The organism is Paenibacillus sp. sgz302190 (genome assembly GCF_059820445.1).
In genome coordinates, this window is the sequence record NZ_JBZYAO010000001.1 from 365,429 (window position 1) to 380,860 (window position 15,432).

The 15,432-nt window shown below is 56.2% G+C and carries 2 protein-coding genes; both read left to right on the forward strand.

Going from position 1 to position 15,432, the window contains the following annotated elements; all coding sequences use genetic code 11:
* Nucleotides 1–12 precede the first annotated feature (12 nt).
* Nucleotides 13–7,851: a SpvB/TcaC N-terminal domain-containing protein gene (locus AC6RNO_RS01760; RefSeq protein WP_497104333.1), complete on the forward strand. Its 7,839-nt coding sequence runs from the start codon at nt 13–15 to the stop codon at nt 7,849–7,851.
* A gap of 46 nt (nt 7,852–7,897) precedes the next feature.
* Nucleotides 7,898–15,424, forward strand: coding sequence for a neuraminidase-like domain-containing protein (locus AC6RNO_RS01765; RefSeq protein ID WP_497104334.1), 7,527 nt, complete (start codon nt 7,898–7,900; stop codon nt 15,422–15,424).
* Nucleotides 15,425–15,432: the final 8 nt, after the last annotated feature.

The following is a 15,432-nucleotide window of genomic DNA, read 5'->3' on the forward strand; positions in this document are numbered from 1 at the left end:
AAGGTGCTCCCTATGACCCTTTCGGACATACCAAACGTTTCAAGCAAAGACGAGCATATCTTAAAGACTCCGTCCATATCGCTGCCCAAGGGAGGCGGAGCCATCCGGGGGATCGGCGAGAAGTTCGCCGCGAACCCGGTCACGGGCACAGGCTCCATGAGCGTCCCTATTCCAACCAGCCCTGGCCGCGCCGGCTTCGGCCCCCAGCTTTCGCTCTCGTATGACTCCGGGGCAGGCAACGGTCCGTTTGGAATGGGGTGGAATCTGGCCTTGCCTGCAATCACGCGTAAAACGGACAAAGGGCTGCCGCGCTATCTGGATGACGAAGAATCGGATGTGTTCATCCTGTCCGGCGCCGAAGATCTTGTGCCCACGCTCCAGCAGCAGGCGGAGGGGCATTGGATACGCGAGGAAACGCAGCCAAGAACGGTAAATGGAACGATCTATTTTATTCACCGCTATCGACCACGCATCGAAGGTTTGTTCGCCCGCATCGAGCGGTGGACGAACGCCGCCAAGCCGGATGATATGTTCTGGCGCACGATCTCCAAAGACAATATCACAACATGGTACGGAAGAGACAAAAACTCGCGTATATACGACCCCACTGCCACCGACCTTAACCCTGCAAATCCCGAAAGCACTCCGCGCATATTCAGTTGGCTCATCTGTCTGAGCCATGATGACAAAGGAAACGCCGTTTCTTACCGATATAAAGCCGAAAACGCCGATCAAGTAGATCTTTCGCAAGCTCACGAGCAAAATCGCGGCGATATGACGGCCGCGCACCGTTCCGCCAACCGCTATTTAAAGCGCATACAATACGGCAATCACGCTCCTTTTTTTCCTAAACTTGAAGCTGACCGGCCATGGCCTGAGCCGCCTGACGGCGACAGCTGGCACTTCGAAGCGGTGTTCGACTACGGCGAGCACGACCGCGAACACCCCACGCCACAGGAGGCGGGTGAGTGGGCGTCCCGGCCGGACCCGTTTTCCTCCTATCGGGCAGCATTTGAGGTGCGTACATATCGCCTGTGCCGGCGAGTGCTGATGTTCCACCATATCCCTGACGATCCGAACGGCGGGCAAAAAGGCTATAACGGCCTTGTCCGCTCGACCGATTTCACCTACGAATACGAGAAGGGTGCCGCAAGCACTCGGACGCCGTTGTTTTCCAAGCTGGTTGAGGTCTCGCAGCGCGGTTATCAGCTTACACCGAACGGGAGCTGCATCTCCCGGCAGCTCCCGCCGCTTGCGTTCGCCTATAGCGATGCCGTCATCCAGTCCGAAGTGTGCGAGCTGCGCGATGAGGACGGTTTAGTAAATTTACCGGCCGGCATCGGCATCGGCGGCGCAAGGTTTCAGTGGATTGACCTGGAAGGCGAAGGGCTAGCGGGTGTATTGACCGAGCAGGCCGGCGCATGGTTTTACAAATCCAACCTCAGCCCGATTCATGCGGTTAATCGCGATGGGCGGTTGCGCAGCGAAGCCAAGTTTGGGCCGGCGGAGCTCGTTGCGCCTAAGCCCGCCGCAGCGCTGGCCGATCGTGCGCAGTTTCTCGATCTGTCGGGCAACGGGCGGCCCGATCTGGTGCAATTCGCGGGTCCGAATCCGGGTTTTTACGAGCGGACCCCGGATGGCCGGTGGACTCCGTTCACGCCGCTGGCTGCTCTGCCGAATGTGAATTGGGACGATTCCAATCTCAAGTTTATAGACATTGACGGCGACGGCCACGCTGACATTTTGATTAGTGAACACGATGCTTTTGTGTGGTATCGCTCGCTGGGAGAGGCCGGTTTTGATTCGGCGCAGCGCGTCCACAAACACTGGGATGAAGAAAAAGGGCCGCATATCGTCTTTGCGGACGGCGAAGAGTCCATTTATTTGTCGGATATGTCCGGCGACGGCCTGACCGACATCGTCCGAATTCGCAGCAGCGGCGAAATATGCTATTGGCCGAATCTCGGCTATGGCCGTTTTGGCGCCAAAGTCACGATGGATTGCGCGCCGCAGTTTGACTATGCCGACCAATTCGACCACCGCCGTATTCGGCTTGCGGATATCGACGGCACCGGCACGACGGACCTCCTATATTTGACCAGGGAAGGCGTCCGTGTGTTTTTCAACCAATCCGGCAACAGTTGGAGCGAAGCGACGATAATTTCTTGCTTCCCGGCCTTCGATAACGCCGTTGACGTCCAGGTACTGGATCTATTGGGCAATGGCACGGCCTGTTTGGTCTGGTCCTCACCGCTGCCGGGCGATGCCCGCCGTCCGCTGCGTTACCTGGATCTGATGGGCGGGCAGAAGCCCCATTTGCTGATCCAAACGTCCAACAATCTGGGTGCGGAAACGACGATTGCGTATGCGCCCTCAACCAAGTTCTATTTGCAGGACAAGCAGGCGGGAAAGCCTTGGATCACCAAGCTGCCCTTCCCGGTGCACTGTGTGGAGAAGGTAACGGTGCACGATCGTTGGCGCAAAACCGCCTTTTCAACCGCTTACAGCTATCATCATGGTTACTTCGATGGGCCGGAGCGCGAGTTTCGCGGTTTTGGGCGCGTAGAGCAGATCGATGTGGAAGATTACGGTTCCTTCGCATCGGGGAACATAAGCAGCCCCTACATGACCGACGACCATACGCTGTTTCAACCGCCAGTCAAAACCGTGACCTGGTATCATACGGGCGATTTTCTTAACCGCAAAGCGGCTCTGGAGCGGTTTAAGGACGAATATTTTCCGAACGCGCTGAAAGCGGGGAGGCCGGGCTTGCAAGTGCCGGGCGGTTTTGCGGAAAATGAGCTGCCCGAGCCTGACCTCGAGGCATCGGACCTTACTGCGGACGAGTGGCGCGAGGCGCTGCGCGCGTGCAAAAGCATGATGCTGCGCCAGGAAGTGTACGAGCTCGATGTGGATGCGCTGAGAGACGGCAGGCACGTGCCGGTCAAGCTTTTTTCGGCTGCGTATCACAACTGCCGCATTCGCCGTATACAGCCGCAAGCGGCCAACCTCCATGCGGTTTTTCACGTTACCGAGAGCGAGGCGGTCACTTATCATTACGAACTGGATCTGCGTCCGGATTCGCTGAATCCCGATCCGCGCATCGTGCACGCGCTTCATCTGAACGTCGATGAGTACGGCAACGTCCGGCAGTCCGTCACTGCGGTGTACCCCCGCTTGGGCAAATATGCCGACGCCACGCTAAAGGAAGACGCGCAGGAGCTGATCCGGCAGCTTCAGGACGAGCTCCGGATGTCCTACACCGAGACGCGCTATACCAACGACTTGCCGGATTCCGCTAACCCCGATCCGGACAACTATCGCTTGCGCATGCCATGCGAGGTCATGATTTATGAGCTGACAGGCATACTCCGTGACGCCGATTCGGTGAATCGTCACTATACTTTGGCGGATCTGCGCGCCTATCGGTTGAGCGACAAGTATCAAAGCAGCGGCATGGCCGTAAAAGAAATCGCTTACCATCTGCAGCCTGACCGCAGTTCGCCTCAAAAACGGCTCATGGAACATACGCGCACGCTGTTTTTCGATAAAACGTTGGATAAGCCGCTGACGCTGGGCCAACTGAATGCTTTGGCATTGCCGTATGAAAGTTACAAATTGGCGCTGACGGATGACATTCTGGATCGGATCTTCGCGGACAAAATCACTCCGGATGTTCGGACCGCGCTTGCAGATCAGCGTAAAAGCGGCTGCATGGCAGGCGCCGATCTGGCTTTGCGTTTTGGGCCCGACTCTGCGGGACAATACTGGATGTGTTCCGGCGTTGCCGGTTTTAACGCGGACGCGGCACCGGCAGCTCATTTTTATTTGCCCGAACGGTATACGGACCCTTTTGGCAGCCTGACTGCACTGGCTTACGACCCGCACGGTCTCTACATCGCGTCCTGCACCGATGCGCTCGGCAACCGCACCGAGGTGACGGAGTTCGATTTTCATGCGCTGGCTCCGCGTCAAATCAAAGATATGAACGACAATTTGCTGGAAGCGCGATTCGATGCGCTGGGCAGGCCAACCGCCGCCGCCATGCTCGGTAAAGGTACGGAAGCCGACAGCCTCAGCGGCTTTGATCCTGGCGAGGCGCTGCTGAATCCGAATCCGGATGCGCTGCAAAAGTTTTTCATCCTGGAGGACTATGATGCGGCCGAGGCCAAAAGCTGGCTAAGCGGAGCCAGCATAAGGTATCTGTATTATTCGGGCGAAACCGCGGATGAAGCGGGCGGCACAGTGTGGGGGCAGCATCCCGCATGCGCTTGCAGCATCGAGCGGGAGCGGCACTTGGCCGACGAAGCGGATAGCCCGGTACGGTGCGCTTTTGAGTATTCGGACGGGGCGGGCAGCGTGCTCGTGAAGAAGACGCAGGCCGAGCCGGAGCAGGCCGGGGGGCCTTTGCGATGGATTGCGAGCGGCAAAGTCATCCTGAACAACAAGGGCAAACCGGTCAAGCAGTATGAGCCGTATTTCAGTCCGGCGGCAGCCGGGCATCGCTGCGAAGAACCGGTTGAAGCAGGCGTAACGCCGGTCATGTTTTATGACGCGGTCGGGCGGATCGGGCACACCGAGTCGCCGGACGGATCGTACAGCCGGGTCGATTTTTCGGCGTGGGATGCGGTGCACTACGATGCGAACGATACGGTGCTGGAAGCGGACAATGCCTGGTTTAAAGCAAAAAGCGCGCCGACGGCATCGGCGGAAGACCGGCGCGCGGCCCGGCTTGCTGCGGAACATGCGGACACGCCGTCGGTGACGGTGCTCGACAGCCTCGGGCGCGAAGTCGTCACGATCGCTCACAACCGCGTAGGACCCGCTGACTCGGCGGCGGACGAGCGGTATGTTACGTTTACCCGGCTCGATGCGGAGGGCAAGCCGCTGTGGGTGCAAGATTCACGCGGCAACCGCGTGATGCAGTACATCATGCCGCCGCTGCCGGAAGGCGGTCATCCGTTCGACGATGCCGGCAATTTGGCGCCGGGCGGGTTTGTACCCTGTTACGACATCGCAGGGAATTTGCTTTTTCAGCACAGCATGGACGCCGGCGACCGCTGGATGTTGAACGACGCGGCAGGCAAGCCGATGTTCGCCTGGAACAGCCGCTCGTTCGCGACGAGGATAACCTACGATGAGCTGCGTCGTCCGACCGGCTCTTTCGTCACCGGCGTTCATCCGGCCGATCCTGCGCGCGAGATTCAATTCGAGAAGCTGATTTATGGCGAAGGGCAGGCTGACGGCAAGCAGTACAATCTCCGCGGCAAATTGTATCAGCATATGGACACCGCGGGCATCGCGACCAGCGAAGCTTATGATTTCAAGGGCAACCCGCTGCGTACGATACGCCAACTGGCAGCCGATTACAAGGTCGTTCCCGACTGGTCGCAAATTCCGGCTCTGGAAGATGAGCGCTATGCCGCCGGTATCTGTTACGACGCGCTGAACCGGCCGGTCCAAATCGTCGCACCCCATAACTTGGCGAATCATACGCAGCGCGTCACGGTCACCCAACCTGCATACAACGAAGCCGGTTTGTTGGAGCGGGTGGATGTATGGTTCGGCCAATCCGTCGAACCGGCGGCGCTGCTTGCTGCCGATTCGGCAAGCCGGCATGTCGTGAGCCGTATTGATTATAACGCCAAAGGGCAGCGTTTGCTGCTGCAATACGGCAATGGAGCGGAAACGTCGTACGATTACGATCCATACACTTTTCGGCTGAACCGGTTGAAAACTGCGAGGGCAAGCGACGGGGCGGTGCTGCAAGACTTGCGCTACACGTACGATCCGGCGGGCAATATTACCCAAATCGTCGACGAGGCTCAGGATCACGTGTTTCACGGCAATCAACACGTGCTGCCGGGCGCGGAGTATCGCTATGACGCGCTGTATCGACTGATCGCGGCCAGCGGGCGCGAGCACAAGGGCACAGGCGAGCCGTATGACGGGAACGACCGTCCGAGATATATGACGACCTTGCCAAATGACGGTCAGGCGCTCCGGAACTATGTCGAGACGTATCGCTACGACGAGGTTGGCAATATCATGCAGCTGGTGCATCATGCCGGCCGCAATCCGGAGCAGCCGGGTCAGGCGCTTTGGGACCGGCGCTATCAATACGCGATGGACAGCAATCGTTTGCTGGCCACGAGTTTGCCCGGCGATCCCGACGCTTTGCCGGATTATGCCGCCGCACCCGGTTACAGCGTGAGCTACGCGTACGATGTGCACGGCAATATGACAGCGATGCCGCACTTGCCGCAGATGAAATGGGATTTCAAAGACCAATTACTCGCAGCTGCGGGGACGGTTATAAATAGCAGCCCGCCGCCGGACACTGTTCCTGCGACGACATACTATGTGTACGATGCGGCAGGACAACGCGTGCGCAAAGTGACCGAAACCCAGTCGGGGGCAATCGGTACGCAGCGCATTTATCTCGGCGGATATGAGGTGTATCGCGAATACGGAAGCGGCGGAGCAGTCGCAATGGAGCGCGAGTCACTGCACGTGATGGACGACAAGCAGCTTGTGGCGCTGGTGGAGACGCAGACGATCCGGGAGCAAACACCGGTCGTTGATCCTCCGCCGATTGTGCGCTATCAACTGGGCAACCACCTCGGTTCGGTCAGCCTGGAACTGGACGATAACGCTGCGGTGATCACGTATGAGGAATATACGCCATATGGCAGCACAGCTTATTGCGCCGGACGCAGCGCCGCCGAAGTGAGCCTGAAGCGATACCGCTATACGGGCAAAGAGCGCGATGAGGAGACGGGGTTCACCTATCACGGGGCGCGGTATTACGCGCCGTGGCTGGGGAGGTGGTGCAGCTGCGATCCGGCGGGACTGGCGGATGGGCCTAATTTGTATGCATATACAAATAATAGGCCTACTGTATTGTCTGATCTGCAAGGATACGAAGGAGAGCCCCCGGACGACCAGGTCGAGGATAAGCCGGGTAAATACGCACAGGAATTTGCCCGAAATGCTGCTGAACAAAATAAAAAATTTAACGACAGAGTAAAAGCGATAGATGCCATTAAGAAAAATGCGGCAGCGATCCTGGATTCTGCAACCGGATCGGACGCCGCCGTAAGTTTAGACCCGTCCGTCCGTTCGCAATTAGAATCGCTCAAGAAATTAACTTATACAGACAAGCAATGGAGGGGCACTGAGCTGCAAGAATTGAATATTCTCCAGCCATTGTCGGTCCTCACGGCAAAAGCTAAGGATTATCAGAAGAAAGATCAGCTGATTACTTTTTCCATCGATAGTTTATTCAGAAGCGGTCAAGGGCTGCATGGTTCTCTTCTTGCAGTTGATATTAGCAGATATGCCGGACACTTTATTAGTCAAGGCAGCGAAAATGCATGGAAGGAAACACAAAAGGCGTTAATTAAATTAATAGGCGATTTGCCCGCCGGAGAATATGCTTTTGGGCTGCCGCGGAATCCCGCGACCTTTTTGGATAACCCTAAAATCGAGAGCGATTCAAAGCATAAAGCTTTTGAGAATGATTACAACAGCTCCTTGTCCTCCAGCGAACAGGCAACGCCTGCTGTCATTGAGCCAAACGGCAAAATTAAAAATTTGACGCCTTCGCCTTACAGACCGGAGGGCGGCCAAAGTATTCTTCCGCGAGTTTACAAGGATTATAAAGGAACCATTCATACAACGGGAGACGCGGGTTTCAGCCGGATCGTGAATCCTGCGGCCAAAAAGGAATTAGAAACTGCAAGAGATGAAGCTGCTAAACGAAGCGTCTTTATTCAAGCGTTATTCATCGATCAGTTTTTCCATATTCACTTATCAACCGGCAGAGGTGCAAGCTTCAATAGATGGTAAATACGCAGCAATCGAAGGAGAACATGATTTTACGAGGAGGATCATCATGAACCCAATCATCTTCCCCCTGCAACCGGGAAAACAAGGCCCTGAAGTGGCCGATTTGCAAGATGCGCTGCAATGGATGCTCGACCGGGGCAAAATTTTGCCCGGCGATGAGGCGGTCCGCCGGGAGCTTGGCGCCGAGCTGCAGCGCGAACGCGCCGCGCAAGTCTATAAGGATGCCACCCGTAAACTGGTCAGCATCTTTCAGGAGGAGCGGCGCATGGAAGGCGGGGGTGCGGTCGACGAACGGACCGCCGGCGCGATCAACGCCATGCTGCGCGAGTCCGGATTGCTCGGCGACGGCGGCTGGGCGCAAGTAGTCGAGGCGCTGAATGCGCAGAGCCAAACGTTAACCGCTATTAACCGCGGTACGGATTATTTGGCGAAGATCGACGAGAAGCTCGGCACATGCGGCCAAACGCCGGCGCCGGCGCCGACGCTTTCGTTGGGCATGCGCGGCGAAGCCGTAAAAGACTTGCATGCGCAGTTGGCCCGCGCAGGCGCTATTTTGCCGGAGAGCGAGCTGGCGGAGAGCATCTTCGGCGTAGGGACTCGCGATGCGCTGCTGCAGCTGCAAGCGAAATACGATCTTGCCCGCACCGGGGCGTTTGACGACGCAACGCGCAGCGCTCTTGCCATCACTTCGGGCAATGCCGCCCATCCCAGACGGGTCGAAGGCCGTATCGTCCTGGATAACGGGCTGCCGGGCGCGAAAATCAAGCTGCGTATCGTCAACAAAGGCTTCGGCGAAGATGAGGCGCTGCTGGGCGAGATTGAGACTGACGAGCGCGGGTTTTATGCGCTGCCGTACGAGATAAACGGAGCGGCAGCCAATATCGAGGTGCGTACGTGGGATAGGCAAGACAACGAGGTGCGCCTCTCCAATCCTAAATTTAATGCCGACCGAAGCGAAGTGCTGAACCTCGTCGCGCCGTCCGCGGTCAAATCCCTGGCCAACGAATTTTCGCTGCTGGCGACCGATTTGGAAACGTTCGCGGGTGCGGACTTGAGCAAGCTCGCCCAAGCTGCGGAGGGCGAAGACCGGCAGGATTTGACCATGCTGTATCAATCCACGGATTGGGATGCCCGCTTGATCGCCAGAGCTTCCTCGGCCGTCCAAATGAACGCCATAACAGGCATTCCGCAAGAAGCGCTGTATGGCGCTTTTCGCGCCGGATTGCCCGACGATCCGGAAGCGTTAGCATTGGTGAGCCCGGATGCGTTCGCGACGGCATTGACCCGCGCCAATGAGGCGGGCGTCATTGCCTTCGACAATGAGCGGCTGGCTGCAGCCGGCAAACAGTTCGCGGACTATGCCCTGAGAACGAGGCGCAATCTGATCGTCCCCGGCACGTTGTCCAGCGTGGGAGAGCTGCTGGACCGGGCGCGCATCGAGCCGGCGCATAAAGCGGTTTTTGAAAAGCTGGTGCTTATGCACGACGGAGAAGACGAGGACCTCTGGAAGGAAGCCAAGACGAGCGGAATCCCGGGCGAACAAATCGCCGATCTGCAGCTGCAGGGGAAATTGGCTTACTTGACATTGAACAACGCGCCGCTGATCGAGTCCTTGCAAAATGAGATCGGCTCGCAAGACAATTTGGTGCAATTGGCCGAGAAAGATTTGTACAAAAAAGAAGCATGGATCACCCGGCTCAAGGGCTTGGCGACCGATAGCGGCGTTCTGGATTGGGATCGGTTAGCGAAGCTGATTCCGACAGGCTATACCCAAAGCGAAGCCGCTGACCGCCTTGATGCGTATGCAAGCGACATGGCGCACAAAGTACGGCAAAGTTACCCCACCCAAGTCATCGGCCGGATGTTGGAAAATGAAGACCTCACGCTTGGCGCGCAGCGTGAAGCGATGAACTTGCCGGTGCAATCGTTTTTGAAACGTGCTGCGAATAAAGGGTTTCAACTTGGGCAAACGCCGGTGGATTCGTTTTTGAAGCAGCATGGAGATGTGTTGGAAGGTCTCTCCGAGGAAAACAAACAATTTGCCGTGGACGGCGCCAAGCTGTTGACCCGGGTTTACCAGATGACCCCCGGCGACGAAACGATGGCGAAGCTGCTCACGCTCGGTTTTACGTCGGCCAGCCAGATCGCCTCCATTCCGAAAGCGGATTTTGTAAGAATATACGGGAAGGAGTTCGCCACGCGCACGGAAACGGAAGTCGTCTGGGATAAAAGCATGCAAATTTATTCCTCCACGTTCAACATCTATACGCTGGCGAAAAAAATAGACAGCACCCCGCCGGTGATGGCGCTTTCCGGCACTCTCGAACGGCATCAAAAAACGAAAGAAGATTTGAAAACGCTGCTGAAAGAGTATCCGTCGATGGAATCGCTTTTCGGTTCCATGGATTACTGCGAATGCGAGCATTGCCGCTCGGTGCTGAGCCCGGCCGCATATATGGTCGATTTGCTGCGTTTTATCGATCCGGCGGAACAAGACTGGGAACATATAATGAAGGACTGGAAAGAGAGGCACAATCAGCGGGAGTACACAGGGCCCGAATATAACTTCCTCAAACCGTATGACGCGCTCCTTCTCCGCCGCCCGGATTTGCCGCATCTGCCGTTGACCTGCGAAAATACGAACACGGCGCTGCCTTACATCGATCTTGTGAACGAAATTTTGGAATATTACGTCGCCCATCATCGTATGGACGAAAACGCCGTGTACAACACGGGCGAAGCCCCGTCGGCCGAGCTTATCGCCGAACCGCACCATATCATCCCTCAGGCATACGATACGTTAAAAAACGCGGTATATCCTCTAACTTTGCCGTTTGATTTGTGGTTGGAAACCGTTCGCCGTTTCTGCGACTATTTTGACATGCCGTTCTGGAAAGTGCTGGACTCGTTCCGGACCGGCGATGATGTTTTCGCACCGATCGATTCGGGTGCGGAAGCCTATTACCGCGAGCATGTTTTTGCGGAGTATCTCGGCATTTCCCCTAACGAATACGTCATTTACACGACACCCAGGATTGCGGAATGGCCGAAGCTATACGGCTATGACAAAGAAAACGACACCGCAGAAGCAGCGATCGAGGCGTTACTATCTGCCAAAACGCTTTCGCATCGGTTAGGCGTGACTTACAAAGAACTCGTCCGGTTGTTAGAGACGGAATTCGTAAATCCGCATCTGAGCGCTTTGGAAACGCTGCGTAAGCTCGGTTTGGAAGTAAGCCAGGTGTTCAGCTACAAAAAACACGAAGGTTACGAACCGCTCTCCCCGGAAGATGAGGCTGAATTGAAGAAGAAGCTTGATTTGCTGACCGGGCAGTTCCAGCCGCAATTCGATGCCGCAAGTTGGCTGAATAGTGCGTGGGACGATGGCAAATTCGAGCGCATTTTGCTGCTCAAGGACTCGGGATCGGGAGGCAATTTCGACGATACGAAGTTAAGCTATGCGAATCCGAATGAAGTCGTAAAGCCGATAGATTTGATGAAGCTGAATATGTTCGTTCGGCTATGGAAACGGCTCGGCTGGTCGATCGAGGAGACGGATCGCACTCTGAAAGCTTTCTTTTTCTTGCCCGACAACGAGGTCGTAAGCGACCAATCGTTAGGAAATGCGATGAGGACGGCAGTCGTCCATCTTGCACAGCTTAAAGAGCTCGAAGCGCTTATCGGCATTGGCAAAATCAAGCTTCTGACGCTGTGGGGCGACTTGCCGGTCAAGGGCAAAAACTCGTTGTATGCGCAATTATTTTTAACGCGCAGCATTCTGAAAGACGACGATGTTTTCGACGATCCATCAGGAAATTACCTTGGCAGCTCCAATGTGCCGCTTATCGATCACCTGCCTGCTCTGCAAGCTGCGCTGAATCTAACCGCCGGCGAGATTGCGCAAATTTTGCAGGACGGCAATGTTGGCGGCGAGGGCGATGTCGGCCATGCGGCGCTCACGCTCGCCAATGTTTCCTTGTTATACCGTTACGGGCTTTTGGCAAAAGCATTAAAGTTGTCCATCGGCGAATTGATTGCATTGAAAACGTTAAGCGGCGTGAACCCGTTTGTCCGTATAAGCGCGGATGCGCGGAACGAATATCCGATCATGCATACGATTGAATTCGTACAGCGTGCACAGCAGTTAAAAACGAGTGCATTCTCGATTCCGGATCTCGAGTACGTATTCCGGCACAAAGCCGATCCCCTCAGCAAATACGGGGCTGACAATGGCGCCAACGGGGCATGGCTCAGAACTTTGGCAGCGGAGCTGCGGACGATTGCCGGCGATTTTGCCGTGCCTGGCGGCGGGAACGACATAAGCGATGATGCGCTGCGGCAAAAGTTGGCCATGGCGTTTGCGCCCGATGTCGTGGAGAAGCTGCTGGATAAAGTCGTATTTACCGCAACAAAGGAAAACGTACTTCCGGAGAATCGTCTCGACCCTGCGGAATTCGGTCAAAATGGAGTAACCGTCTCTTATGACGATACGCGCGAGCTGCAAAAAGCAGCATATACGGGCGTGCTAACCGCAGCGGCGAAAAAAGCGCTCTTGGACCAATTGCCGCCACCGGCGCCTGATGATCAGGCCGCCACCGCTGCACATGCATTGTTTGCGGAGCTGCTCGATAACATCGCGACGAAGTCGATCGACCAATACAAGGCGTTCTTTGACCAACATTTTGATGACGAGCTGTTAAAGTTTGACGATTTTTTTGGCGGGGAAGCGGTTGTTACGCGGGAAGAGAGACGCAGCGGGTTAGTGAAAAAGATTTTGCCGTTCTTGCAAGCGAAGCTGACGCATCAGGCTATCATCCGGGCTTTGGCGCTGCAAACCGGCGCCGACCCGGCGCTCGTCGAAACCTTGATGACAAACAGCGAGTTTCTCGCTTTGCCCGAATCGGGCAACGAGCCGCTTATAGCGCGGTTTGAAGAGCTCGGAGCGAGCGGATTCTCCGCGAATTTCACGCCGTCCGCTCCCGGGCAGCCGCACATTGACGGCCTGTTCGAAATCCGGGCAGCCGACAAATGCACAGAAGCCCGGTGGCAGGGCGCTATCGAAGTTCCTTCGGACGGCGCTTACCGGTTCTACGCCATGCTGGGCAAGAAAGGCGCAGCAGTCGAAATGCGTTTAGACACGGCCGATGAACCGATTTTGTCCGGTACGGCGGAAAAAGACGGCGCTGAGCTAAGCGGCTTTGTTGACTTGAAGTCAGGTGTGCTATACAGAGTGACGCTGCAAGCAAGCAGCTTGCAAGAAGGAGCGTTTCGATTGCGAATCAAAGGGGAGACGACGGCCAAAGTGCCCCTCAACCAGCTCGTGGCTATGATTCCTCAAACCGGGCTGGACGGGGCATTGCGCTCGCAAACTATGCTGGCCAAAGCGCTGCAGCTTGCGCAAGGGCTTAACCTCAGCGAGCGGGAGGTTCGTCATATGTTGTCGCACCCGTCGGATTGCGGGGGCGCGGACTGGCGATTGCTGCCGACGCAGGCCGATGAGAGCGCTGATTCTGCCGCCATGCTTTTCGCCGGATTAATGGGGTTGCTGGATTACGATGCGCTCAAGCAGGAGATGGCCGGCGGGGGCGACGACCTGATTGCCGTTTTCGAGGCCGCGCATCGTTCAACGGCGGATATTGCCGCGGGCATACAGGATTTGTGCCAAAAAATAGCGGATATGACGCGGCGGAGGCTTGACGCAGTTCAAGCGGCAGCGGCCATGTTGAAGATGACGGAAGCCGCCGATTTTGCCGGCGTCGTACGTTTGAAAAGTTTGTGGCATGCTCTGCAAATATTGGAGCGGTTCGGCGTGTCGGCCGCAGCGTTGAAGCGATGGCTGACCCCGCGTCCGGACGCGCCCGTCGCCATGAATGTGCGCAATGCGGTCAAGGCCCGCTTTGAACCGGAGGCTTGGCAGCGTATCGCCAAATCCGTCTTTGATCCTTTGCGGCAGCGGCAGCGGGATGCGCTCGTCGCGCGCATCATGCATATGAACGAAGAGCTGGACAGCGTGGAGAAGCTGTTCGAATATTTTCTGATCGATCCCGGTACCGAACCTGTCGTGCAAACTTCCCGCCTGCGACTGGCGATCTCTTCGCTGCAAACGTTCATTCAACGCTGCTTTTTAAATTTGGAGAAGCAAGTGCATCCTTCCGTACTGAACGCGCAGCACTGGAGCTGGATGAAACGGTATCGGGTGTGGGAGGCGAACCGCAAAATATTTCTGTTTCCCGAAAATTGGCTGGAGACGGAATGGCGCGATGACAAAACGCATTTATTCCAGGAACTGGAGAGTAGTTTGCTGCAGGGCGATGTGACCAATCAGCTCGCCGAGGATGCGCTGTACGTATACCTGCAAAAGCTGGACCAATTGGCGCGGCTGGAAATCGTGACGATGTATGCCGAAGAGAAACCGCTCAGCCCGCCGGTCATGCATGTCATCGGGCGCACTTATTTGTCGCCGCATCAATATTTTTACCGCCGCTACGCCCATCAGATGTGGACTCCGTGGGAGCCCGTGACGGCCGAAATAGACGGAGATCATCTCGTAGCGGTCATGTGGCGCGAGCGACTGCATGTATTTTGGTTGACGTTCATGGAGAAAATGGAAGAAACAGGGAAGGGGCCGCAGATGACGGAACAAGGTGCACTCGGTGGCTTGCATTTCGACAAACTGGTCACGGCGGCGACGGCGATTTCGCAGGGGGTGACGGCTCGAAAGCTGTCCATCCAGCTGAATTGGTCCGAATACTTTCAAGGCAGTTGGACCGTGCGCGAATCGAGCGGGCTTGACTATACCGTTTCTTTATCCTCGCCGTTCGACCCAAGCCAAATATTTATGACTGCGTCCAAGGAAAAGAATCCGGATTCGGATTTGGAAGGCGCCATCCGGATCCATTTGAATGCGGACAAGCTCAACTTGAAATTATACTTCCGCGTCATTAGCAAAAACAGCCTCCCCCAGCTTAAAGGAGAACCAAGAATGCCCGGTCCGGTTTCCCCTTATGCCAAAGAGAAGCTGTATAACCGCTATACGGGAACGGGTTCTTTGGCGGTAACGTACGTGCAAAAAATGGAAACGACGGATGGCGTCACAAAAGCCGATCCGCCTGCACCGCAACCCATTTTGTCGAACATCGGCGATTATACGCTGCTGCCGAGCGGCAACCGCATGGCTTTTCCCAATGCGGAGTTCGTGCCGCTCATTAGCCCGGTGTTTTATGCCGACGACCTGCATACTTTTTTTGTCGAGCCTTCGCTGACGGAGACAAGAATCGACTTGTGGCAAGGTTACAGCCATACCCGAAAATCGCAGCGTCCGAAGTGGAAGGACTTTATCGAGCACCCGCCGCAACAGCTCGTACCGATCATTCCGCCCAAATACAAGCTGCCTGCTCTGATTGACCCGACGGCGCTGCATGCGATCAAGCCGAACCGGGATATGCTCGCCCAGCCCGACACTGCGGTTATGTTCGGCAGTACGGTCGTAGGACGCGCAGGCCGGCTGCAAAATCCCGATCCGAATACCCGCATCATCACCAGTGTTAACGGCAGCTTTAATTTGAGAATGTAAAGGAGCAG

What these genes read in the sequence shown, in the direction of transcription:
- AC6RNO_RS01760 (WP_497104333.1), top strand. Translation starts at nt 13, where the DNA reads ATGACCCTTTCGGACATACCAAACGTTTCAAGCAAAGACGAGCATATC.
- AC6RNO_RS01765 (WP_497104334.1), top strand. Translation starts at nt 7,898, where the DNA reads ATGAACCCAATCATCTTCCCCCTGCAACCGGGAAAACAAGGCCCTGAA.